The sequence below is a fragment of the Pseudomonas sp. M1 genome, assembly GCF_022760135.1.
Taxonomy (GTDB): domain Bacteria; phylum Pseudomonadota; class Gammaproteobacteria; order Pseudomonadales; family Pseudomonadaceae; genus Pseudomonas; species Pseudomonas citronellolis.
This window is the reverse complement of sequence record NZ_CP094343.1, coordinates 2,757,206-2,780,301: the sequence shown is the minus strand read 5'-3', so window position 1 is coordinate 2,780,301 and position 23,096 is coordinate 2,757,206. Positions and strand designations below refer to the sequence as shown.

Genomic DNA, 23,096 nt, shown 5'->3' with positions numbered 1-23,096 from the left:
CGCGCGCTCCCTCTACAGGTGGATGGCCATGCCGTCCCAGGCCACTTCGACGCCGCGGGCGTCCAGTTCGGCGCGTTCGGGCGAGGCCGGGTCGAGGATGGGGTTGGTGTTGTTGATGTGGATGAGCACCTTGCGCGGCCCAGGCACGCCGTCCAGCACCTCGAGCATGCCGCCGGGGCCGCTCTGGGCCAGGTGGCCCATCTCGCTGCCGAGCTTGTCGCCCACTTCGCAGCGGCGCATCTCGTCGTCGCGCCACAGGGTGCCGTCCACCAGCAGGCAGTCGGCGCGGCGCATCCAGCCCAGCAGCGCCTCGTCCACCTGGCCCAGGCCGGGGGCGTAGAACAGTTTGCCGCCGCTGCCCAGGTCCTCGACGAACAGGCCGATGTTGTCGCCCGGGTGCGGGTCGTGGCGGTGCGGCGAATACGGCGGCGCGGCGCTGCGCAACGGGATGGCGGTGAAGCGCAGGTTCGGGCAGGCGGGAACGGTGAAGGGCACGCCGTCCAGCTCGATCAGGTGGTGGCGCAGGCCGCCGTTCCAGTGCTGCAGCATGTTGAACAGCGGGAAGCCGCTGGTCAGGTCCTGGTGGACCATCTGCGTGCACCAGACGTCGTGCGGGCAACCCTCGCGCAGGCTGAGCAGGCCGGTGCAATGGTCGATCTGGCTGTCCAGCAGGAGGATGCCGGCGATGGCCGTGTCGCGCACCTTGCGCGCCGGCTGCAGGGCCGGGAAGGCGGCGAGCTGGGCACGGATGTCGGGCGAGGCGTTGCAGAGAATCCAGCGCTCGCCGTCGTCGGACAGGGCGATGGACGACTGGGTGCGCGGCTGCGCCAGCACCTGGCCGCTGCGCACGCCGTGGCAGTTGCGGCAGTTGCAGTTCCACTGCGGGAAGCCGCCACCGGCGGCCGAACCGAGAATACGGATGTGCATGACAGTGCCCCGTGGGCAGGGGCCCCGGAAGACCGGGGCCGGGTGGATCAGCGGTTGGCGAAGTACAGGGTCACTTCGAAGCCAAGGCGCAGGTCGGTGAAGCTAGGCTTGGTCCACATGGGTCTGTCCTCTTCTTGTTGGCCGGCGATTCCGGCAGGTCGAGTTAAACACCAGGGGGGAGCCCTCCGAATGATACTTTCGAAGGAGTTTTCCCCCTGATTTGGTAGGGAGGGGGATGGGTGTTGAGGGGGCTTTTTTGGGGATGGTGCCTCCCGGTTGCAGGGGTGCAGGCGTTGATGCCGTCCCCTCTCCCTAACCCTCTCCCTGAAGGGAGAGGGGACCGTTGGGCAGGGTTTGCTGTTATGGCGTTAGCCGGCAACTCCGGTGATTTCAAGCAGAAACCATCACCTCTCTCGGCACGGACTAGCCCCCTCTCCCTTCAGGGCGGGGCGCGCAGCCGAGGGCTGGGGAGAGGGCGCGGAGTCACACCAAGACACCGCGATCACCGGGAGGCACCAGCCCCAAAAACAAAAAACGCGGCCAAAGCCGCGCTCGACAGTCCCGTCGCGCCCGGAAGTGGGAGGGGCGCGCGGGTCGCCCAGGCTCGGGCGCATCGAAAAAAGTGGCCCGGTGGAGCGCCGGGCGCGGGTGTTGAACACGCTTGCCGGAACCGGCCCGCGCCCCCGGATGGGGACGGGGTCGCGGGCGGCCGGTCTACCTCAGAAGAACCCCAGCGGGTTGACGTCGTAGCTCACCAGCAGGTTCTTGGTCTGCTGGTAGTGGTCGAGCATCATCTTGTGCGTCTCGCGGCCGACGCCGGACTTCTTGTAGCCGCCGAACGCGGCGTGCGCCGGGTACAGGTGGTAGCAGTTGGTCCATACGCGGCCGGCCTTGATGCCGCGGCCCATGCGCCAGGCGCGGTTGATGTCGCGGGTCCAGACGCCGGCGCCCAGGCCGAACTCGGTGTCGTTGGCGATCGCCAGGGCCTCGGCCTCGTCCTTGAAGGTGGTCACGCCCACCACCGGGCCGAAGATTTCCTCCTGGAACACGCGCATGCCGTTGTGGCCCTTCAGCAGCGTGGGCTGGATGTAGTAGCCGCTGGCGAGGTCGCCGGACAGCCGCTCGCTCTGGCCGCCGGCCAGCAGCTGGGCGCCCTCGTTCTGGGCGATGTCCAGGTACGACAGGATCTTCTCGTACTGCTGCTGCGAGGCCTGGGCGCCGACCATGGTCTCGGTGTCCAGCGGGTTGCCGCGCTTGATCTGGGCGATCTTCTTCTGCACCTCGGCCATGAACGGCTCGAAGATCGACTCCTGCACCAGCGCGCGCGACGGGCAGGTGCACACCTCGCCCTGGTTGAAGAAGGCCAGCACCAGGCCCTCGGCAGCCTTCTCGATGAAGCTCGGCTCGGCGCGCATGATGTCGTCGAAGAAGATGTTCGGGCTCTTGCCGCCCAGCTCCACGGTGGAGGGGATGATGTTCTCCGCCGCGCAGTGGAGGATGTGCGAACCCACCGGGGTGGAGCCGGTGAAGGCGATCTTGGCGATGCGCTTGCTGGTGGCCAGCGCCTGCCCCGCTTCTTTGCCGAAGCCCTGGACGATGTTCAGCACGCCCGGCGGCAGCAGGTCGTTGACGATCTCGGCCAGCAGCATGATCGACAGCGGCGTCTGCTCGGCCGGCTTGAGCACCACGCAGTTGCCCGCGGCCAGGGCCGGGGCCAGCTTCCAGGCGGCCATCAGCAGCGGGAAGTTCCACGGGATGATCTGCCCGACCACGCCCAGCGGTTCGTGGATGTGGTAGGCCACAGTGCTGTCGTTGATCTCGGCGGCGCCGCCTTCCTGGGCGCGGATGCAGCCGGCGAAGTAGCGGAAGTGGTCGGCGGCCAGGGGCACGTCGGCGTTCAGCGTCTCGCGCACGGCCTTGCCGTTGTCCCAGGTCTCGGCCACGGCCAGCTGTTCCAGGTGCTGCTCGATGCGGTCGGCGATCTTCAGCAGGACCAGCGAGCGCTCCTGCACCGAAGTGCGGCCCCAGGCGTCGGCGGCGGCGTGGGCGGCGTCCAGCGCGCGCTCCACGTCCTCGGCGGTGGAACGGGGGAATTCGGCGATCGGCTGGCCGTTCACCGGGGAAGTGTTGGTGAAGTACTGGCCGAGCACGGGCGGCACGAACTCACCGCCGATGTAGTTGCCGTAGCGCGGCTTGAGGGTAACGACGGCACCGGGGGTTCCGGGTGGGGCGTAGATCATGGCGAAGCTCTCCTGTGGCGTCCCGGCGCACCAAGCCCGGGCCTTGCGGCGATCTTAGGCAGCGCCCGCGCCGGCCAGGAATGCGCCCATGGGCGTGGGGGGGTAGTTATTTGGTAGTAGAGGGGGGTGTTCGTGGGGGCGAGCTTGCTTGCGAACAGCGGCATCAAGCTCAGCCATGGAGCGTGATTGGAATCCGTAATCCTCTCCCCAGCCCTCGGCTGCGCGCCCCGCCCTGAAGGGAGAGGGGGCTTGTCCGTGCCGAGAGAGGACTTGGTGTCAGCCGGCCACTCGGTACAAGCCGGCTAACGCCGAAGCATCAGCGCACACCGAACGGTCCCCTCTCCCTTCAGGACGGGGCGCGCAGCCGAGGGTTAGGGAGAGGGGCCGGAGTCAACGCTTGCACCACTGCAACCGGGAGACACCGTTCGCGAGCAAGCTCGCTCCTACGAAAAGCAAAAAGCAAAAAAAACAAAGGGCCGGCACCAGCCAGCCCCCTGCCCTACCCCAGCGAACTCAGCGCTTGCTCACCAGATCCTTCGGCAGCTTGAAGGTCCAGATCATCCCGCCCTGGTCCAGGTCCTTGATGCGCTTGGCCACCTCGCCGCCCCACAGCGGCACGGCGCCGCCCCAGCCGGAGAGCACGGTGACGTACTGCTCGCCGTCCATCTCCCAGGTGATGGGCGAGGCGATCACGCCCGAGCCGGTGTTGAACTCGTAGAGCTTCTTGCCGCTCTTGGCGTCGAAGGCCATCAGGTAGCCCTCGGGGTTGCCGGTGAACACCAGGTTGCCGTGGGTGGCCAGCACGCCGCCCCACAGCGGCGCGTAGTTCTCGTAGCGCCACACCTGCTTGCCGGTCTTCGGGTCGATGGCGCGCAGCACGCCGATGTACTTCTCGTTCAGCGGCTTGATGGTGAAACCGGCGCCCAGGTAGGCCGCGCCCTTCTTGTAGGTCACGTTCTCGTTCCACATGTCCATGCCCCACTCGTTGGAGGGCACGTAGAACAGGCCGGTATCCTGGCTGTAGGCCATGGGCATCCAGTTCTTGCCGCCGAGGAAGGACGGCGAGACGAACACCGAGCTGCCCTTGGCGCCCTCGCCCGGCGCGCCGGGGCGGTGGGCGTCGTCGTAGATCGGCCGGCCGTTCTGGTCCAGGCCCTTGGCCCAGGTCACCTTGTCGACGAAGGGGAAGCCGCGGATGAACTTGCCGTTGGTGCGGTCCAGCACGTAGAAGAAGCCGTTGCGGTCGGCAGTGGCCGCGGCCTTGATGGTCTTGCCGGCGTCCTTGTAGTCGAAGGACACCAGCTCGTTCACGCCGTCGAAGTCCCAGCCGTCGTGCGGGGTGGTCTGGAAGTGCCACTTGATCGAGCCGTCCTCCGGGTTCAGCGCCAGGCGCGAGGAGGAGAACAGGTTGTCGCCCGGGCGCAGGTGCGAGTTCCACGGCGACGGGTTGCCGGTGCCGATGAACAGCGAATCGGTGCTCGGATCGTAGTAGCCGCCCAGCCAGGGCGCGGCGCCGCCGGTCTTCCACAGGTCGCCCGGCCAGGTCTTGCCGGCCTCGCCGCCGGAGATGCCGTTCTCGATGGCCTTGCCGTCCTTGTACACGTAGCCCATGTGGCCTTCGACGGTCGGGCGGCTCCACAGCAGGTCGCCGTTGCTGGGGTCGTAGGCCTCGATCTTGCCGACCACGCCGAACTCGCCGCCGGCCACGCCGGTGATCAGCTTGCCCTTGGCGATCAGCGGCGCGGCGGAGATGGAGTAGCCGGCCTTGTAGTCGGCCACGGTCTTCTTCCACACCACCTTGCCGGTGTCCTTGTTCAGCGCCACCAGCTTGGCGTCCAGGGTGCCGAAGATCACCAGGTCGCCGTACAGGGCCACGCCGCGGTTGATCACGTCGCAGCAGGGCATGATGCCGTCGGGCAGGCGCGCGTCGTACTGCCAGAGCTTGCGCCCGGTGCGCGCGTCCACGGCGAACACCCGCGAGTAGGAGGCGCTGACGTACATCACCCCGTCCTTGACCAGCGGCTGGGCCTGCTGGCCGCGTTGTTTCTCGCCGCCGAAGGATAGCGCCCACACCGGGCGCAGTTCCTTGACGTTGTCGCTGTTGAGGGTCTTCAGCGGGCTGAAGCGCTGGCCCTGCTGGTTGATGCCGTTGACCACGATCTGGTCGGTGCGCTTGGCGCTGTCGCTGATGTCCTGGTCGGTAACCGCGGCCTGGGCGCCCAGGCTGGCCAGGGCGAGTGCGGCGAAGAGCGCGCTGCGCGCGAAGGAAGGGGTGGGACCTGCATGTCTCATTGCGGCTACCTCTGCGGATTTGTTGTTGTACCCGGGAAGTTTTCCCGGTCTGCCGCAGATTCTTGGCCCGGTGCGGTGGGCCAACAATTGACCGCTTTGCCGAATTCCCTAGTTCCTTGGTAGCAATACCCGGCTTTGTGATCGCTGTTTTCTGGATTCCCGCGTTCGCGGGAACCCAATAGACAACTCCGTGACGTGCGGAAGACCTGTAGGAGCGGGCCCTGCCCGCGATTCGCGCGCAGGGCGCGCTCCTACAGGGGAACGGCCACGCGGCCACAGGTGAACACGGCCTTTCGTAGGAGCGAGCTCGCTCCTACGAAGAGCCGGGGCGGCTCATTGTCGGTCGATACGCGGCAACGCCTGCTGTTCGTAGCGCGGGTACAGGTGGGTGACGCTGCGGATCAGCTCGTAGCGCGTCAGGCTGATGCCGGCGAAGCGTTCGGGGATGGGGGTGCGCAGCAGGTCGTTCATGTCCGCGCCTTCGCGGGTGCCTTCGCGCATCACGCTGTCGAGCCAGCCGAGGTAGTCGCGCATCTGGGCGAAGGGCCTGGCGTCGGTGGCGATGGGCCCGTGGCCGGGGACGATCAGCTTCCAGGGCAGCGCCTGCAGGGTATCGAGATCGGCCAGCCAGACGTCCAGCCCAGGACTGTTGGGCGTGGTCAGCGCGCGCTCGTAGAACACCAGGTCGCCGGCGAACAGCACCCCGCTGGTCTCGTCGAGGATCGCCAGGTCCGCCCCGGTGTGCCCGCGCAGGCCGAGCAGGCGGAAACGGTGCGTGCCGACCTGCAGCTCGCCCGGCTCCACCGTCTGCGTCGGCAGCACCACTTCGGTGCCGCGCATCCAGTCGCCCACCAGGCGGTACATGTTCTCCGCCATGGCGTTGCCCTGCTCCTTCAGCCGCTTGCTGGTGCCGGCCAGGGCGCCGATGGGCACGTCGGCGAAGGCCTGGTTGCCCAGCACGTGGTCGGGATGATGGTGGGTCAGCAGCACCTGCTTCACCGGCTTGCCGGTGGTCTGCTGGATCACCGCACGCAATGCCTCGCCGTAGCGCCGCGAGGGGCCGGTGTCGATCACCAGGATGCCGTCGCCGGTGTCGATGAACGCCACGTTGACGATGTTGCCGCCGTTGTCCTTGGCGAAGTTGTCGGTGCTGCCCTCCACCAGCCAGGTGCCCTCGGCGATCTGCCGGGGTTGCAGGTGGTACTGCAGGTCGGCGAGGACCTGGGTGCAGAGCAGCAGCAGGAAGGTCAGCAGGTAACGCATGGGCACCTCGCGGGCGGGCCGGCCGCCTCAGAGGGCGGCCTCGAATTCGTTGCCGTTGTTGTCGTGCAGGAACAGCTTCGCGTGGGGGTGGCCGCGCAGTTCGAAGCTGAAGCTGGGGTTCTCGCTCACCGCCGGGAACAAGTCCAGGCGCGCCAGCACCTCGCCCTCGGGCGTGCGCAGCTCGGCGTGGTCGAGGTAGAACTCGGGGATGCCGCCGACCAGGCCGTTGTCCATCGGGTGGTCCACCTTCAGCCGCAGCCGGGTGTTCGGCCCGCGCGAGAAAGCCCCGCCGTGCACCTGGCCCAGGCGCTGTTCCCAGCCGGCCTGGGCGCGCACCACGCTAGGCGCGGTGCAGCCGCCGCCGGCGGCGTCGATCCACGCAGAGCCCACGTGCCACACGCCATCTTCACCACGCAGCGCGGCGCGGATGGCGGTGGCCTGCTCGATGCGGATACGCACCGCCAGCAGCGCCTCCAGGCCCTTGCCCGGGTAGAGCGTCAGCACATGGGGGATGGGGTTCAGCTCGGCCCACAGCACCAGGCGCTCGAAGCGCCCGGGCAGTTGCCGCGCGTCCACCTCCACTGGCACCTGCCGCGCGTCCTCGGCGAAGGGCGGCACGCCCAGCTTCACCCGCTCGTCGAAGACGAAGGGCTCGCCGCCGAGCAGGCGCTTGTGGTGGTAGTCCCACATCACCGAGGGCACCGGGTCGCCCTCCACCGCCGCGGCCAGCAGCGGCAGGCCGCACAGGCCCAACAGCAGGCTACGTCTACGCATCCCTCCTCCTCGTGCTATTGCACGTCCTGGTACAGCCCCGGCAACTCGTAGCGCACGCCGTAGCCGGCGTAGAGCTTGGCCAGCTCGCCGCTGCGCACCAGTTCCTCCAGCTCGCCGTCGAGGGCGTTGGACAGCTGGCGGTTGCTCTCGTGCACCGCCATGCCGATGTCCCAGTCCGGCTGGCCAAGGCTGGGGTAGGTGTTCTCGGCGTTCTTCAGCTGGTCGTCCCCGGCCTGGGCGCGCATCCAGTCCAGCTCGCCGCGCAGCGCCATCACCGCGTCCACCTTGCCGGCGCGCATGGCGTCGAAGGCCGCCTGGGTGCTGGGGAAGTGCACGGTCATGGCGCTGAGCTGGCCGCCCAGCACCGAGGTCAGGTAGAACGAGGGCACGCTGTCCAGTTCCACGCCGATGCGGTGCTCGCGGAACGCCGCGATGGTGTCCACCTGCGGCAACCGGCGGGCGTCGTTGACCACCTGCCAGCGCTCGCGCTGGTAGGGGCCGAACATCACCACCTGGTCGTTGGCCAGCTCGCCGACGTCGTTGCGCTTGTTGGAGTAGTCGCGGTCGTAGGGCACCCGCAGCATCACGTCGGCCACCACGCCCGGGCGCAGGTAGTGGCCCTTCCAGATGAAATTGCGCAGGTCGTCGTCCAGGCGCTCGCCGGGAATCACCCAGAGGAACTCCGCGCGCAGCCCCAGGCCCTGGGCCAGGCGCGTGGCGAGATCCACGTCGATGCCGTGGGGCTGGCCGCCCTGCATGAAGCTGTAGGGCGGGAAGTTCTGGTAGACCGCCACCCGCAATACGCCGGAAGCGACCATGTCTTCGTAGGGCCGGACCTTGGCCTCGGCCTGCCCCAGCAACAGGAGCAGGCCGCACAGCAGGCTGAGCAGGCGCATGGCGGCGTCACTCGTCCACGTGGACGCTTTCCAGGTAGCTGCGGATGGCCCACAGGCCTTCCTGGCTGATGAAGTCGGCCATCTTCGGCATGTATACCGCGCCGTCGCGCACCGCGCCGTTGATCACCCGCTCCTTGAACCACTCGTCACCCTCGGCGCCCAGGTCGAGCTTGCGCAGGTCGGGGGCGATGCCGCCGGACTTGGCCTCCAGGCCATGGCAGCGCGCGCAGTTCTGGTTGTAGGCGGAGGAGCCGATCTCCACCGCCAGCTTGTGGTTGGCGTAGGGCTCGCGGTACGGGTTGGTGTCGCGCCACTCCTTGCCCAGGGGCTCCAGGCCCTTGGTATCCACCGCTTGCGGGGTCACGTTGCCATGGGCCAGGGCCAGGGCCGAGACGCTGAGGCCGGCCAGCACCAGCAGGCCGCGCAAGGAGTTCTTCTTGTTCATCACTTCATTCCTCTGGGGGTAGGACAAGGCACGGGCGCCACCGGGGGCGCTCCTCGACCATGTTAGGAAGCCCCGCCCCCGCCCCGAATGCTGCTTTGGATGCCCCCGCCTACTCCCTTCGTACTAGGGCGCAGGGCTGCCGCGCCGGGGCCTTCGGCAGCAAGCCCAAGTCATGCCCCGACCGGGAACTTGTCCCGGCCGATGCGGGAGCTTTTCCGTTTCCGCCACCGCCGCCGGCTCCCACCATGGAACCGCCGCGGCCCGAGCAGCGGCCCGCCGTTTCTCGACCCAACACCAAAAACGGGAACCCGAAGATGACAACAAGAACCTCCCTCGCCTCTTCACCCACGTCTGCCGGCCCCCTGCGCCTCGCCCTGCACAGCCTGACCCTCGCCATCGCCCTGGGCGCCAGCGGCGCGGCGCTGGCCAAGGACGTCAGCTGGGACGACATCGCCAACGACCACAAGACCACCAGCGACGTGCTGCAGTACGGCATGGGCACCAACGCCCAGCGCTGGAGCCCGCTCAAGCAGGTCAACGCCGACAACGTGTTCAAGCTGACCCCGGCCTGGTCCTACTCCTTCGGCGACGAGAAGCAGCGCGGCCAGGAATCCCAGGCCATCGTCAGCGACGGGGTGATCTACGTCACCGCCTCCTACTCGCGGCTGTTCGCCCTCGACGCCAAGACCGGCAAGCGCCTGTGGACCTACAACCACCGCCTGCCCGACGACATCCGCCCGTGCTGCGACGTGGTCAACCGCGGCGCCGCCATCTACGGCGACAAGATCTTCTTCGGCACCCTCGACGCCTCGGTCGTGGCGCTGAACAAGAACACCGGCAAGGTCGTCTGGAAGAAGAAGTTCGGCGAACACGGCGCCGGCTACACCATGACCGGCGCGCCGACCATCGTGAAGGACGGCAAGACGGGCAAGGTGCTGCTCATCCACGGCAGCTCGGGCGACGAGTTCGGCGTGGTCGGCCGCCTGTTCGCCCGCGACCCGGACACCGGCGAGGAAATCTGGATGCGGCCCTTCGTCGAAGGCCACATGGGCCGCCTGAACGGCAAGGACAGCAGCATCACCGGCAACGTCAAGGCGCCATCCTGGCCGGACGACGCCAACTCCTCCACCGGCAAGGTCGAGTCGTGGAACCACGGCGGCGGCGCGCCCTGGCAGAGCGCCAGCTTCGACGCCGAGACCAACACCATCATCGTCGGCGCCGGCAACCCCGGCCCGTGGAACACCTGGGCGCGCACCGCCAAGGGCGGCAACCCGCACGACTACGACAGCCTCTATACCTCAGGGCAAGTGGGCGTGGACCCGAGCACCGGCGAGGTGAAGTGGTTCTACCAGCACACCCCGAACGACGCCTGGGACTTCTCCGGCAACAACGAACTGGTGCTGTTCGACTACAAGGCCAAGGACGGCAAGATAGTCAAAGCCACCGCCCACGCCGACCGCAACGGCTTCTTCTACGTGGTCGACCGCAGCAACGGCAAGCTGCAGAACGCCTTCCCCTTCGTCGACAACATCACCTGGGCCAGCCACATCGACCTGAAGACCGGCCGCCCGGTCGAGCGTGAAGGCCAGCGCCCGCCGCTGCCGGAACCGGGGCAGAAGCACGGCAAGGCGGTGGAAGTCTCGCCGCCCTTCCTCGGCGGCAAGAACTGGAACCCCATGGCCTACAGCCAGGACACCGGCCTGTTCTACGTGCCGGCCAACCACTGGAAGGAGGACTACTGGACCGAGGAAGTCAGCTACACCAAGGGCAGCGCCTACCTGGGCATGGGCTTCCGCATCAAGCGCATGTACGACGACCACGTCGGCAGCCTGCGCGCCATGGACCCCACCAGCGGCAAGGTGGTGTGGGAGCACAAGGAGCACCTGCCGCTGTGGGCCGGCGTGCTGGCCACCGCCGGCAACCTGGTGTTCACCGGCACCGGCGACGGCTTCCTCAAGGCCTTCGACGCGAAGAACGGCAAGGAACTGTGGAAGTTCCAGACCGGCAGCGGCATCGTCTCCCCGCCCATCACCTGGGAACAGGACGGCGAGCAGTACATCGGCGTGACCGTCGGCTACGGCGGCGCCGTGCCGCTGTGGGGCGGCGACATGGCCGACCTGACGCGCCCGGTGGCCCAGGGCGGTTCCTTCTGGGTGTTCAAGCTGCCCAGCTGGGACAACAAGACCGCCAGCCGCTGAGCCCACCGACCGCGCCCCCAGGGGCGCGGTTTTCCATGCCCCGGGAGAAAGCCATGAAAACCACCACCCTGCTCGCCGCCCTGCTGCTGGCCGGCCTGGCCCACGCCAGCGACGAATCCGCCGACACCGACGACGACGCCACCGTCATCGCCCACTGCCGCATCGCCCCCGCCAGCCAATGCCCCGGCGCCGACCTGCGCGGCGCCGACCTGAAAGGCCAGGACCTCAGCCGCATGAACCTCGCCGGCGCGGACCTTTCAGGCGCCGACCTGCGCCACGCCACCCTCGACCTGGCCAACCTGGAAAAAGCCAACCTGCGCGGCGCCAACCTCACCCGCGCCAGCCTGCAACAAGCCAACCTGCGCGCCGCCGACCTCTCCGGCGCCAGCCTGGTGGCCATCCAGGCCTGGGGCCTGTTCGCCCAGGGCGCCCAATGGCAAGGCGCCGACCTGACCGCCGCCTACCTCGAATTCGCCCGCCTGAGCGGCGGCAAACTGCACCAGGCCAACCTGCGCGCAGCGGATTTGGAGATGACCTGGCTGTCCCGTGCGGATCTGAAAGGGGCGGATTTGCGCGATGCGAACCTGCAGGAGGTGAAGTTGGCGGAGGCGAATCTGGAAGATGCGGATTTGCGGGGGAGCAAGCCGAGGTTCGGGAACTTCCAGGGGACGAATATGCAGGGGTGCAAGGGGTGTCCCGGTGGCTGGGATTGAGCGGCATGCATGGGGTTTCCCGTAGGGCGCATAACCGTTCGCGGTTATCCGCCGCTGGCAGGTGCCGCGTCGCTCCATGCCGACCCCGTAGGAGCAACTGTCTTGCCAACTGCGCCGGGGTGCTTTTCGTAGGATGGGTTGAGCTTGCGATACCCATGCGGTCACGGTGATGGGTATCGCTTCGCTCAACCCATCCTACGGTGGAGTTTCTCCTGCTCTCCGTAAGCGCGATCCGCTCAGTGTCATGATACACCTAGCTATCTTCGTCATTCCCGCGAACGGCAGCCTCACATCGAGCCCCATGTAGGAGCGCGCCCTGCGCGCGAAATCGCGGGCAGGGCCCGCTCCTACAACGGACCGAGCGTAGGGCGGATAACCGTTCGCGGTTATCCGCCGTTACACCTTTCTCATCGCCAACACCGTGGCCGGTCCTGGCGTTCCCACCCAGGATGCCCAAGCCCGCCCTGAGCGGGGTTCAACCAAGGCCAAACGGCGGATAACGCGGAGCGTTATTCGCCCTACGCACCGAACTCTGCCGACGGCTGCAACGCTCGGTGCGCGCGAGCGCTACAATGGCGCCCGCGCCGATCTCCCCCGATCGGGCACGCCCGGAGTCAGCTTCAGATGTTCACCCTCGTAACCCTGGACGCACCGCCACCGGAGTCCCTGAAGAATCAGGTTCTGCAAATGGTGGTGGACTACTTCAGCGACATCAGCCCGGTACCGCTGATGCCCAGCAATCCGCTCTATCAGCTGTACCAGTACGTAATCGGCTACGAGGTGCACCTGTATCTGCAGGCCATGGACAGCGAGGTGGACAGCAGCGCGCGGTTGGTCCTGGCGCTGGACGACGAGGATCCCTCCCAGGTCCTGGGCTTTGCCCTGTACCTGCCGAGCCAGGACGATGCCCAGGCCTGCACGCTGGCCTACCTGGCCGTCACGGCCAGCCATCGCCGGCACGGCATCGCGCGGGCCATGCTGCAACAGGTGGCCACACATCGGCCCCACGTCGAACTCGCCTGCGCGGCGAGCAAGGTGCCGGCCTTCGAGTCGATGGGCTTTCAGGTCCTGGCGGCACAGGGGCCGCACGTGCTGCTCAACACCCGCGATCACCGCTCCGACGGCATGGTCGCGGTGCAGGACCTGGCCCCGATCTATCAGTCCAAGAAAGTGCGGCAGATCCACGCCTACCTGGTGCAGCAACACGGCCGGAAGGCCATGGCCGATGCCGAGAAAAAACGCGACCGCCTGCTCGACCAGATGGCCCATCAGGCCCAGGCGCTGGTGAAAGAGCGCTTCCCCACGCTGCACTGACAGCCAGCGGAAACGGATTCGGCTTTGAGTGTCTGCTAACGGCCAGAAGCAATGGTCATTCGCAGCCGACGGCTTGAACGCTATGCTTCACTGGCGTTCGTCCCTGCTCTGAGAAGGCGAGCATCGACCAGGAAAGCAGAATGGACTTCATCGCAGACTTCATAGTCCACTATCTGGCGCATCGCATCGGTGTCCGTGTGTTGGGATTTCTGAGCGGTGGCCGGTTCAAGGGTGAAAGCGGCTTTGCCTATGGCTGGGCAGAAGTTGTCGGCGGCCTGATTCTATTTGCTCCCTTCGTAGCATTCATCGCTTGGCTCATTCATAGCAGCGGCCATTGAGCCGATGTCGGCTATGGGTCGAAAGCAGACCTCGGTAGTCGTCAGCTTCCGCCCCCATGGCAGCCATACCACCGCGCTGCCAAGCGCTAAGCCGGCTGATGCCAGGCGTCCATAGGCCTCCTGCGCTTCCCCACTCGATCAGGCCTGCGCCCGCGGCCGCTTCAAAAACTGTACTTCACCGACAACATCAGATTCCGCGGCTCCCCATACACATTGCTCGGCACCGTGACAGACGAACTCAAGGAGTTGTAGTACTTCTTGTCGAACGCGTTGTTCAGGTTCAACTGCGCATCGATATGGGCAGTCGGCTTGAACCCCAGCATGAAGTCCACCAGCGTGTAGGCGTCCTGCTCGATCATGTAGGTGGTGCCTTTGTTGTAGATGCGGTTCTGCCGGTACAGGGAGCTACCAATGCGCCATTGGTCGAGCGCGCCTGGCAGGGTGTAGGTGGTGCTCATCTTGAACAGGTGTCGCGGGATGTCGGTATCGAACAGGCGACCTTCGTTGGACTTGTTCGCATCCTTGCGGTATTTGGCTTCGGTGAAGGTGTAGCCGGCGCCCAGTTGCCAGTTGGGCGTGAGTTGCCCTTGCAGTTCCAGTTCGATGCCTTTGCTGCGCACCTCGCCGGCCGCCTCGTAGCAGGAAGTGGTGGGATAGCTGGGGCAAAGGCTCTGGTCGGTGATGGCCTTGGCGCGGTTTTCCTGGTCCAGTTGGAAGATGGCGGCCGAAGCGTTCAGCGCGCCGTCGAAATACTCGCCCTTGATGCCCAGCTCGTAGTTCTTGCCGGTGATGGGTTCGATGACCGAGCCTGAGGTGTCGAAGTAACTCTGCGGCTTGAAGATGTCGGTGTAGCTGACATACACCGAGTGATGCGCGTCCAGGTCATAGATCAGGCCGGCGTACTTGGTGACGTGGCGGTTGACCTTGAGTTCGGTCTCGGTGCCTTTGTAGGGGGCGCTGGTATCGTTTTCGTACCAGTCCAGGCGGCTGCCCAGAATCAGTTTCAGTGGGTCGGCCAGGCTCAGGCGGGTGGTGGCGTAAACGCTGTTGAGCTTGGCGTTGGTGTTCTGCCAGCCGTATTTGGTCTGGCTGGCGATTTTCGGGGTGTCGCCGTTCCAGTTGTAGATATCGATATTGCTGTGCAGCAGCACGTTTACCGGCACGTCGCCATTGAACACCACGCGGCGATGGCTGGCACCGAACACCAGTTCGTGGTCGCGGTCCATCAGGCGGAACGGGCCACTGGCGTAGGCATCGAAGCTGTTCTGGCTTTCACGGTAATGGCCGGCGCCCACGTACTGGTCATAGGTCTGGGTGGCGGTGCGCCCCAGTATGTAAGTGCCCAGCATGTCCAGGTCGGCCCAGGACTTGGTGGCCGACAGGTTGAGTTTCCAGCCGTTGTCCAGGGCGTGTTCGATGGCGGCATATGCGGAGGTGCTGGTCTTGTTCCAGTACTCCCAGTCATTGCTCAGGGAAGTGGAGCGCGACAGCTTCAGGTCGCTGCCGTCGAAGCCCACCGGCAGGCCGGTCCAGCCGTTGCCGTTGTAGTCGTCCTGCTGGCGCGAAGCGCTGAACGTCAGGGTGGTGCTGTCGTTCAGGTCGGCCTCTAGGATCCCGTAGAACAGGTTCCGCTCGTTACCCAGCGAGTCGCGGAAGCTGCCCTGGGTCTGGTAGGCGGTGACCAGGCGACCGCGCACAGCGCCGTTGTCGGTCAGCGGGCCGGACAGGTCGACGTCGGTGCGGTAGCGGTCCCAGGTGCCGGCGCTGCCCTGGATGCTGGCCTGGAACGTTGGCGTAGGACGCTTGCGAACCAGGTTGATGGCCGCGGCCGGGTTTCCGGCGCCCTGCATCAGGCCGGTGGCGCCGCGCACCACCTCCACCCGGTCGTACATGGCCATGTCTGCGGAAAGCAGGTCCTGGGACAGCTGGGAACTGTCGAGGCTGGTGGGCAGGCCGTCGTACATGATGTTGTCGAGCGCAAAGCCGCGGGCGTAGTAGGTGGAACGCTCCGGCCCCGTGCGCCGGATGACCATGCCCGGGGTGTTCTGCACGACGTCGTTGAGGTCGGCCAGGGCCTGGTCGTCTAGGCGCTGGCGAGTCATCACCGTGACCGACTGCGGCGTTTCACGCAGCGAGAGGTTCAGCTTGGTGGCGGTTTGCATGGCGCCGGTCGTATAGGAGCCCGTTCCCTCGGTCAGGCCATCCTGGCGGGCGCCCATGATTTCGCTGCTGTCCATCTTCAGTGGCTGCTCGGCCTCGGCTACCGGACGCAGAACATAGAGGCCGTCGCCCTGCCGTGAGGCGCGCAGTCCAGTCCCCTCGAGCAACCGGCTCAGACCGGTGTCGACGTCGGCATCGCCGCTCAGGCCTCGACTCTTCAGCCCCTGTACCCGCTGCGGCTGCAGCGGCAGCGTGATGCCCGCCTGGCTCGCGAACTCCGCCAGCGCAGCGCCCAGCGGGCCAGGGGCTATCTCGAAGTGGCGTTGCCGACTGGCCTGATCGGAGGTGTCGGCCTGCGCGGACGCGACGAAGCCGATCGGGCCCAGGCACAGCCCGAGCGCAGCGGCGCGCAATGCCTGGGCGAGTTCGCTGGGTCGTGCTGCGCGGCGCGAAGCGAAGGGGTGAAGCTGCATGAGTGACTCCCTGTGTCGAGCATGTTTTTTCGTTGTGTGCTCGGGTGACACGCGAGAGACGAAAAAGACGACAAAATAAATTCGGCAGCGCCAATCAGCCCGGCCGATCAGCTGGAAATGGGCGCGATGGTGACCCAGTAACGGGTGCGATAGCGGATTTCCACCGGCAGCACCTGGGTCAACGCATGGAGCGCCTGGTCGGTGTCGTGCAGTTGAAACGCCCCGGAGACTTCCAGTTGCGCAACCTCGGGGTCGCAGCGCAACAGGCCGGGCCGGTATCGCCCCAGTTCGGCGGCGAAGCTTGCCAGGCTCATACGCTCGGCCTTGATCACGCCTCGGGTCCAATCGGCGATGCGTGCATCGAGCGGCTCGACGTCGCCCACATGCCGGGCGTTGAATCTCGCCTGTTCGCCGGCCTTCAGCAGCTGGGATTCTCCAGCCCGCGAGTTCAGCTTCACCGCGCCTTCGAGCACCGCAACCTGGCTGTCCTCGGGCCATTGCCGCACCAGGAAGCGCGTGCCGATGGGCTCGATCTCGCCCTGGGCAGTTTCCACAATGAAGGGTCTGCCGGCGGGGTCCTTGGCGGTGATGATCAGCAGCTCGCCTGCAACCAGCCGTACCCGCCGGCTCGCACCGTCGAAGGCCACATCGACGGCGCTGTCGGTATTGAGATGAATCTGCGTGCCGTCGGCCAGAGACATCTGGCGCTGCTCGCCTACCCCGCTACGAACATCGGCATTGAGCTGCTGCCAGGACTGCGTACGGCGAATCAGCAAGGCTGCAGGCGCCGTTGCCAGCAGCAGCGCGAGCAACTTGAGGGCCTGTCGGCGCGTAGCGGCATAGGAACGATCCAGCGTTTCAAGCCCCAGCTGAGGCGGGATCAGCCCCAGTCGCCGGTTGAAGCCCTCCGCCAACTGCCAGGCGCGTTCGTGCTCCGGGTCGGCTGCGCGCCAGCGCTCGCAATCGCGACGTTGCGCCTCGCTGACGCGCGGCCCCTGAAGGCGCACATACCAGCGCGCGGCCTGGCGAGCGATATCGCGGTCGATGGGTTGCGCGCTCACGGGTGCTCCGGCACTTCCGCCGCCAGCACGATGCACTCTTCGAAAGCCAGCGCGAGATAGCGCTGAACGCTACGTACGCTCACGCCCAACCGCTGGGCGATGGCATCCTGGGTGAGCCCTTCGAGCTGGTACAGGAGGAATGCCTGGCGTGCCTTGCTCGGCAGGCGGGCCAGTACCGCGTCGACCTCATGCAGGGCTTCGAGCACCAGAGCCTGATGCTCCAGCGAAGGCGTGCACGCCTCTGGCAGGCTGGCCAGGACTTCCAGATATGCCTGCTCCAGCGAGCGCCGACGGTAGAGATTGATCACCAGCCGCCGTGCGATGGTCAGCAGGTAGGCTCGCGGCGTCGCGATTGGCTGCTGCAGCGCAGCGGGCGAAACGAGCAACCGGACGAAGGTATCCTGGGCCAGGTCGGCCGCATCGCAGCGGTTGCCCAATCGACGATGGAGCCATCCGCGCAGCCATCCGTGGTGGTCCTGGTACAGCCGGCCGAGCAGCAGCTGATCCTCTGTAGCGGCAGTAGCGTGCATGGAGTGGCATTCCATCATATGCGAATGAATCGCATTATATTTTTATGCCACCTCTTCCATCAAGGCATTCGGGCCGGGATCAGCGCGCCTTATCGTGGATGCCCGCCATGGGGGCCGTGTGGGGCATCTTCGGATGCGCCGGTCCGAGTCCGGTACGCCAACCTGCACAGCCCGCCCTGGTGCCGTAAGAGCGACTCTCTTACCGGCCGTGCGGGGGCTCTTCGTAGGATCGAGGGGGGACGCCTGGTTCTTGCTCGCGAATGAGCCCGCAGCGGAGCCTGTTCGCGAGCAAGCTCGCTCCTACGAGAAGCCGTGCCCACCGGTATGGTGTCCGTGCAAGACAGGTTTATTTTCAGCATTCTAGTCTCGTCCATCCGGACAGCTTTAGAGCAGAAGGAATAAATCTGTTCCTCTTCCACAATGGGGCGTCTGCGTCATTGCCGTTCAAGCCCTTGAGCGTCGCGGCCCCCGGGCGTTTCTGGCGTTACAGGGCATAGCCACCATCCAGCGTCAGGCTCGCCCCGGTCATGTGGGCCGCTGCCGGGCTGGTGAGATACGCGACCAGGCCGGCGATCTCCATGGGCTGGGCGACGCGTCCGAGTGGGACGAGTTCCGCCAGCGCGTCCAGGTGCGCTTGCGTCATGTCGGTCGCGGTCGGGCCGGGCTGGATATTGTTGACGGTGATCCGGCGCGCCGCGAGATCCAGCGCGAGCCCTTGCACCAGGCGCGCAACGGCGGCCTTGGTCATCGCGTACACCGCGCCTTCGACCGAGGTGCGCCCAGAGGCCGAATTGCTGCCGATGGTGATCACCCGCCCGCCGTCGCGCATGCTGGCCACGGCGGCCTGGATCGAGAGAATGACGCCGCGGATGTTCACGTCGAGCATCAGGTCGAGGTCCTCGACGCCAAGGGCATCGATGCGGGCGAGCCGCAGCACGCCGGCATTGACCACCGCCACGTCTATCGCGCCAAAGCGCTCGACCGCCGCCGCCACCGCATTCCGGATGGCAGCGGCATCCTTGCTGTCGGCCTGGATCGCAAGGGCACGGCCGCCACCCGCCTCGATCTCGGCGGCCAGCGCGTTGGCGCTGTCCGGCCGGGACACGTAGGTCAGCGCCACCGAGAAACCGTCGGCGGCGAGTTGCCTCGCCGCTGCCGCGCCGATGCCCCGGGAGCCACCAAAAACAATGGCGACCTTGTCATTCCCTGCTTCGTCTCGCTTCATCGCCTCACCTTCATTGACTGAAAACGTGAAAACCCGGGAATCAGACGGTTGCCGATTCATGGGACGACGCCACGCGCTTGCCCAACGGCGTCCGGCTGTAGCCATCTGCGGCAATGGTCTGTTGCGTAGGCGCTGCCGAGTTCACACGCATGCCCAGGGGCGTCCTGCTGAAGCCGTCTTCCGCCAGTTGCGGGGTTGCGCCTTCTTCAGCCAGGGGCGTCAGTTGGAAACAGACGGTGCCGTGGGAGCAGCGCGCCTCGGCCGCATTCGCATGCACCGCCACGCCGGCCAGCGAAAAGGTAATGGCGGTCACGAGGGTCTTCAGAGTGTTCATGGCATTGTTCCTCAAGGGTTAGGGGGAGCAGTCCATCGGAGTGGGAAAGAACGCTCTGGAAGAGTGCTGGCTCCAACCGCGCGCCGATGTCCTGTTAGAGCGAATTAAAAGCCCTTGGGGTATCTGCACCGTGTCGAGAAAAGGCGTGGCCATCTCTGCGAATGTCAAAACGCGCTGCGGACACACTGGAATACAAAGCGCCTCCGGGAAAGTGCGGATGAGCAGGCAGCGAGCTTCCGTCGTCATTGCCGAGATGGGGCGTCGCAACGTTCGCTATGGGTCAAGAGCTGCCGCTTAACGAAGGCAGCTTTCGGCCAGAAGCTGACGTTGATTGGGGCACTTGCACGCCGAAGCGACTATCCGGGAAGCACAATTCCGACTCCAGAAATGCGCCATGAATGCCAATGCGCAACCTTGGCTACGCCTCAACCTTGGGTGTCGATGGCCTAGCAAAAAGAGCAATTAGAGCCACTAGCAACGGCACAAGGGATACCCACAGCACGGTGTCCCAATCGTAGGCCGCGAGCACGCTACCGGAGGCGAACGACCCCACCGCCATGGTGCTGAATACGACAAAATCATTGAGCGACTGCACCGGCGTTTTTTCCTCTGGACGATGGCACTCCAGAACAAGCGCAGAGGCACCGATAAACCCGAAATTCCAGCCAACGCCCAGCAAGATGAGGGTGAGCCAGAAGTGAGCGATGTCCACGCCCAGCAACCCCACGAGAATGGACAGGCCGGTCAGCAGAAGCCCTGTGACTACCACGTTGCTGGCGCCAAAACGGCTGATGAGACGGCCGGTGAAGAAGCTTGGTGCGTACATGGCGATCACGTGCCATTGCAGGCCAAGGTTGGAGCTCTCCTGGGAATGACCGCACATCTGCATGGCCAACGGTGCAGCGGTCATCAAGAAGTTCATCAGCATGTACGAGACGGCGCCACAGATCATCGCGGTGATGAATAGCGGCTGGCGGGCGATGTAACTCAGCGGCCTGCCAGCTGCGGCTTCAGTTGCATTCGGTCTGGGCAGGCGTACGCCCAACAGTACAATCGCGGAAATAGCCGCCACCGCAGCCTGGGCGATGAAGGTCGCGGCAAATAGGTGCGTTGGCCAAAGGTACATGGTGTGCGTCACCAACTGCGGGCCGACCACCCCGGCGGCGACCCCTCCGCCCATCACCAACGAGAGTGCACGGGCCCGACGAGCCGTACCCACGCCATCTGCCGCTGCAAAGCGGAACGAAAGCACGACGGCGGCGTAAGCACCCCCGAAAAAGGTAGCCAGGCAAAACAGCCAGAACGACCCAATCACTACCGCCACTGCGGCCAGCAGACCGGTCAACACCCCGCAAGCGGTGCCGGTGAGAAACGCCGCCAACCGGCCATGATGCTGAGCGATAAGGCCCATCGGCAGAATGCACATGGCCATCCCGACCACGAAAATGGATATGGGCAGCGTGGCCAGAACCTTGTTTGGCGCCAGCATATGCCCAATGATCGCGCCCGTAGCGTAGACCACAACCGAGTTCGCCCCTGCCAGCGCCTGAGCCAGGGTGAGGCGAATGATATTTCCTCGCTGGTCGCGCTCGGAGAGTTCGACGGAAGAATCGTTAGCAGTTGAAGTTTCCGGAGTTGCCAAGGAGTGCCTCTACTCAGGTGGGGCTGACATGGTTTGAAGCGATCACAGGGTCAGCGGTTGAACACGTGGATCATTGTCATCGAAGGGGAAAAGGTTGCTGCGCCTGAACACCCCGGGCCGCCGCATCCACAGCGCCAGCCAGATAGCCACCGAACTCTGGCGACCACTCGCTGGCGATACCGGTGATGAGCCCACGCCATGGCCCGTTCTCCGGCGTTGCTGGCGGCGCACTCGCGTGTTGCCCGGTACTGGATAGATCAGCGAGTGTGGCGGTGAATGGCTCCAGCGCCCAGTCCTTGACAAGCTCCAACACCGGCTCATTGGCCCGCTCGCCGTACATGCGCACAAGTTGAGCCCGGCACAGCGCTTTCAGCTGAGCGTCGGACAGGTTCCTGCGCGCCCATGCGGGCACCCCAATGAAACCAAAAAGCGCTGCGCTGCCACCCGGGACCGAAGCGTCGTGTATTTCTACCATCGGGCCCACCCGGCTACGGCCCTGGCCAGACAGCCCCTGATCGCGCCAGAACGGTGTTTCAAAGACAGCGAAATATTTGGCATGGGGCGCCATCCAGGTTTCCGTCGCGCTCCAACTGGCACTGAGCTTTTCCGGTAGTTCGGGAAAGAACGCTAGGCGACTGGCGACCAGGCGCGGAGGGACGGCCAGTAGCACGTGCTCGACTGTCCAGGTGACAGTTTCTTCCTCTGCGCGCTCACAGATGACCCGGATGTGTTCCCGGACGCTATGCAGGCTCTTTGCGGTATGCCCCATGAAGATTCGATTCGGGTCCACGCGACAGTGCAGCGCATTGATCAACGCGCCCATGCCACCGACCAGGCGCACGGATGCAGGCGAGCTCGCATATCCGGGCATGGCCACGACAGGCCGGTCAGCCCTGTGCTCCATGAGCATCTGCCCCTGCTCGAACTGTTCATAGCGACCTACCTGCAGCTCTCGCACAAGCGCATCGAGTTGCGGTTGGTATTCAGGCCAGAACCACGACGGGCCCAGGTCGAAACTCGACACCGCATTCGCCCCGGTAACCGGCCGTGGATCGGGGTGTGAAACAACCCGTCCACCGAGCGTTTGGCGGGCTTCGAGAACGACGTAATCCCTAACGCCTTTCTGCTCCAGCAGATAAGCCGCATGCAGCCCGCTAAGCCCTCCCCCGACAATGGCAATACGTGCACGATGAAGGCTCACCTTCCACCCGCCGAATCGTCCAGACGGCCAGTCTTCAGATAGATGCAGGCCCCCTCTTGCCCGGCGGCGAGGTCGGTAAGGAAGCCTTGGGGCAGGCGCAGCCAACTGCCGCATTCGTAAGCGCTTCCTGCCATATGCAAACGCCCTGAAAGCACCAGGATTTCAGCACCGCCTACCGGTTCGGAGAACAGCAATTCCCCCGAAACTAGGCGCTGTAGACACACGGTTTCGCGACCATCGCCAAACAGTTGGCAGACGGCACGGCCATCGCGCACCGACCATCTCGATTCGTCGCGTGTATCGATCCGGACCTGTTCCGTTTCATCAGCATCCATCTGCCATAGCTTCACGAAAATCACTGCCCCATCGCGGCTGGAAGGTTGATGGATGGAGCCAGGCGGATTACGCAAATACCAGCCCTCGGGGTAATCCTCGTCTCCCTCGGAGAAGGTGCCCGACAGCACCAGGATTTCTTCGCCCCCAGGGTGGGGGTGTTGCGGAAAGAACGACCCGCTGGCGTAGCGCACAATACTGGTCGCTCGGGCCTTTTCCCCTCCTAGCCGGTCGAGCATAACGCGCTCGACACCCGGCTGCGGCGATGCCACCCAACGATAGTCCCTGGGTGAAACGAGCGCTGGGTGGGCAAAATCTGCGTTGACTAGCATGTGCTTTACACCATGGAAGGTGGGGAAAAGGCCCCCATCAGGAGGCCATGCGGGCCGGTTATGCCTTGCTCAGTTGTGCGTGAGCTTCAATGACCCGGGCCGAGTAAGTCAGTGCGGCGCCCGCGTTCAGGGCAATGGCCACCCCCAACGCTTCAGTGATTTCGGGCGAGGTTGCGCCGTGCTCGACAGCCTTCTTGGTATGCACCGAGATGCAGCCGTCGCAGCGCGTGGTGACCGCTACCGCGAGCGCGATCAACTCATGGACCTTGGGTTCGAGGTGGCCGGTCTTGGCCGCCGCACCGTCAATCGTGGCAAGGCCGCGAACGACATCAGGGCTCTGCTTGGCGAGCGCCCCCACACGGTCCAGTAGGGCTTCGCGATAGGCATTCCAGTCATTCATCATGA

General features: G+C 65.5%; 21 protein-coding genes. 4 read left to right on the top strand and 17 right to left on the bottom strand.

What is annotated here, in order from left to right; genetic code table 11:
- Nucleotides 1-12: 12 nt before the first annotated feature.
- The 8 genes from pqqB to pedF form a co-directional block, all read right to left on the bottom strand.
- Nucleotides 13-927: a pyrroloquinoline quinone biosynthesis protein PqqB gene (gene pqqB / locus PM1_RS12555; protein WP_009622918.1), complete on the bottom strand. Its 915-nt coding sequence runs from the start codon at nucleotides 925-927 to the stop codon at nucleotides 13-15.
- 47 nt (nucleotides 928-974) lie between these two features.
- A complete protein-coding gene (pqqA, locus tag PM1_RS12550) occupies nucleotides 975-1,046 on the bottom strand; it encodes a pyrroloquinoline quinone precursor peptide PqqA (protein ID WP_003106462.1) in 72 nt (23 codons plus the stop codon).
- Between the two features lie 600 nt (nucleotides 1,047-1,646).
- Nucleotides 1,647-3,167, bottom strand: a complete 1,521-nt coding sequence (exaC, locus tag PM1_RS12545) for an acetaldehyde dehydrogenase ExaC (protein ID WP_009622919.1) — start codon at nucleotides 3,165-3,167, stop codon at nucleotides 1,647-1,649.
- Nucleotides 3,168-3,680: 513 nt separating this feature from the next.
- Nucleotides 3,681-5,459, bottom strand: coding sequence for a methanol/ethanol family PQQ-dependent dehydrogenase (locus PM1_RS12540; RefSeq protein WP_009622920.1), 1,779 nt, complete (start codon nucleotides 5,457-5,459; stop codon nucleotides 3,681-3,683).
- Nucleotides 5,460-5,792: 333 nt separating this feature from the next.
- Nucleotides 5,793-6,722, bottom strand: a complete 930-nt coding sequence (locus PM1_RS12535) for a quinoprotein relay system zinc metallohydrolase 1 (RefSeq protein ID WP_009622921.1) — start codon at nucleotides 6,720-6,722, stop codon at nucleotides 5,793-5,795.
- Nucleotides 6,723-6,749: 27 nt separating this feature from the next.
- Entirely contained in the window at nucleotides 6,750-7,496 is a 747-nt protein-coding gene (locus tag PM1_RS12530) for a quinoprotein dehydrogenase-associated SoxYZ-like carrier (protein WP_009622922.1), read from the bottom strand.
- A gap of 14 nt (nucleotides 7,497-7,510) precedes the next feature.
- Nucleotides 7,511-8,392, bottom strand: coding sequence for a substrate-binding periplasmic protein (locus PM1_RS12525; protein ID WP_009622923.1), 882 nt, complete (start codon nucleotides 8,390-8,392; stop codon nucleotides 7,511-7,513).
- 7 nt (nucleotides 8,393-8,399) lie between these two features.
- A complete protein-coding gene (pedF, locus tag PM1_RS12520) occupies nucleotides 8,400-8,837 on the bottom strand; it encodes a cytochrome c-550 PedF (protein WP_009622924.1) in 438 nt (145 codons plus the stop codon).
- A 314-nt stretch (nucleotides 8,838-9,151) separates the two neighbouring features.
- Between pedF and exaA the strand changes: the two genes are divergently transcribed.
- The 4 genes from exaA to PM1_RS12500 all read left to right on the top strand — a co-directional run bounded on the left by exaA (nucleotide 9,152) and on the right by PM1_RS12500 (nucleotide 13,400).
- Nucleotides 9,152-11,035, top strand: coding sequence for a quinoprotein ethanol dehydrogenase (gene exaA / locus PM1_RS12515; RefSeq protein WP_009622926.1), 1,884 nt, complete (start codon nucleotides 9,152-9,154; stop codon nucleotides 11,033-11,035).
- Between the two features lie 53 nt (nucleotides 11,036-11,088).
- The gene (locus PM1_RS12510; protein WP_009622928.1) at nucleotides 11,089-11,748 is read left to right on the top strand and encodes a pentapeptide repeat-containing protein; all 660 of its coding nucleotides are present in this window, start codon (nucleotides 11,089-11,091) and stop codon (nucleotides 11,746-11,748) included.
- Nucleotides 11,749-12,372: 624 nt separating this feature from the next.
- On the top strand, nucleotides 12,373-13,062 hold the full coding sequence (locus tag PM1_RS12505; RefSeq protein WP_009622929.1) for a GNAT family N-acetyltransferase: 690 nt from the start codon (nucleotides 12,373-12,375) through the stop codon (nucleotides 13,060-13,062).
- A 140-nt stretch (nucleotides 13,063-13,202) separates the two neighbouring features.
- Nucleotides 13,203-13,400 carry a hypothetical protein gene (locus PM1_RS12500; protein ID WP_009622930.1) on the top strand — a complete coding sequence of 66 codons (198 nt, stop codon included), beginning with the start codon at nucleotides 13,203-13,205 and terminating at the stop codon, nucleotides 13,398-13,400.
- A gap of 161 nt (nucleotides 13,401-13,561) precedes the next feature.
- On the opposite strand, the gene PM1_RS12495 is transcribed toward PM1_RS12500, so the two are convergent.
- The 9 genes from PM1_RS12495 to PM1_RS12455 form a co-directional block, all read right to left on the bottom strand.
- Entirely contained in the window at nucleotides 13,562-16,033 is a 2,472-nt protein-coding gene (locus tag PM1_RS12495; RefSeq protein WP_009622931.1) for a TonB-dependent siderophore receptor, read from the bottom strand.
- 107 nt (nucleotides 16,034-16,140) lie between these two features.
- Nucleotides 16,141-17,094 carry a FecR domain-containing protein gene (locus tag PM1_RS12490; RefSeq protein WP_009622932.1) on the bottom strand — a complete coding sequence of 318 codons (954 nt, stop codon included), beginning with the start codon at nucleotides 17,092-17,094 and terminating at the stop codon, nucleotides 16,141-16,143.
- Nucleotides 17,091-17,624, bottom strand: a complete 534-nt coding sequence (locus tag PM1_RS12485; protein ID WP_009622934.1) for a sigma-70 family RNA polymerase sigma factor — start codon at nucleotides 17,622-17,624, stop codon at nucleotides 17,091-17,093. The genes PM1_RS12490 and PM1_RS12485 overlap by 4 nt, the downstream gene beginning before the upstream one ends.
- 484 nt (nucleotides 17,625-18,108) lie before the next feature.
- Nucleotides 18,109-18,849, bottom strand: a complete 741-nt coding sequence (locus PM1_RS12480; protein ID WP_009622936.1) for an SDR family oxidoreductase — start codon at nucleotides 18,847-18,849, stop codon at nucleotides 18,109-18,111.
- A gap of 40 nt (nucleotides 18,850-18,889) precedes the next feature.
- Nucleotides 18,890-19,183 (bottom strand): hypothetical protein, encoded by a 294-nt coding sequence (locus PM1_RS12475; protein ID WP_009622938.1) that lies wholly within the window; start codon nucleotides 19,181-19,183, stop codon nucleotides 18,890-18,892.
- Between the two features lie 418 nt (nucleotides 19,184-19,601).
- On the bottom strand, nucleotides 19,602-20,825 hold the full coding sequence (locus PM1_RS12470; protein WP_024128697.1) for an MFS transporter: 1,224 nt from the start codon (nucleotides 20,823-20,825) through the stop codon (nucleotides 19,602-19,604).
- A gap of 76 nt (nucleotides 20,826-20,901) precedes the next feature.
- Complete coding sequence (locus PM1_RS12465) at nucleotides 20,902-22,026, bottom strand: flavin monoamine oxidase family protein (RefSeq protein ID WP_024128696.1); 1,125 nt, start codon at nucleotides 22,024-22,026, stop codon at nucleotides 20,902-20,904.
- Nucleotides 22,023-22,691 carry a cupin domain-containing protein gene (locus PM1_RS12460; protein ID WP_024128695.1) on the bottom strand — a complete coding sequence of 223 codons (669 nt, stop codon included), beginning with the start codon at nucleotides 22,689-22,691 and terminating at the stop codon, nucleotides 22,023-22,025. Before PM1_RS12460 ends, PM1_RS12465 begins: the two co-directional genes overlap by 4 nt.
- Before the next feature lie 58 nt (nucleotides 22,692-22,749).
- Entirely contained in the window at nucleotides 22,750-23,091 is a 342-nt protein-coding gene (locus tag PM1_RS12455) for a carboxymuconolactone decarboxylase family protein (protein ID WP_202964468.1), read from the bottom strand.
- Nucleotides 23,092-23,096: the final 5 nt, after the last annotated feature.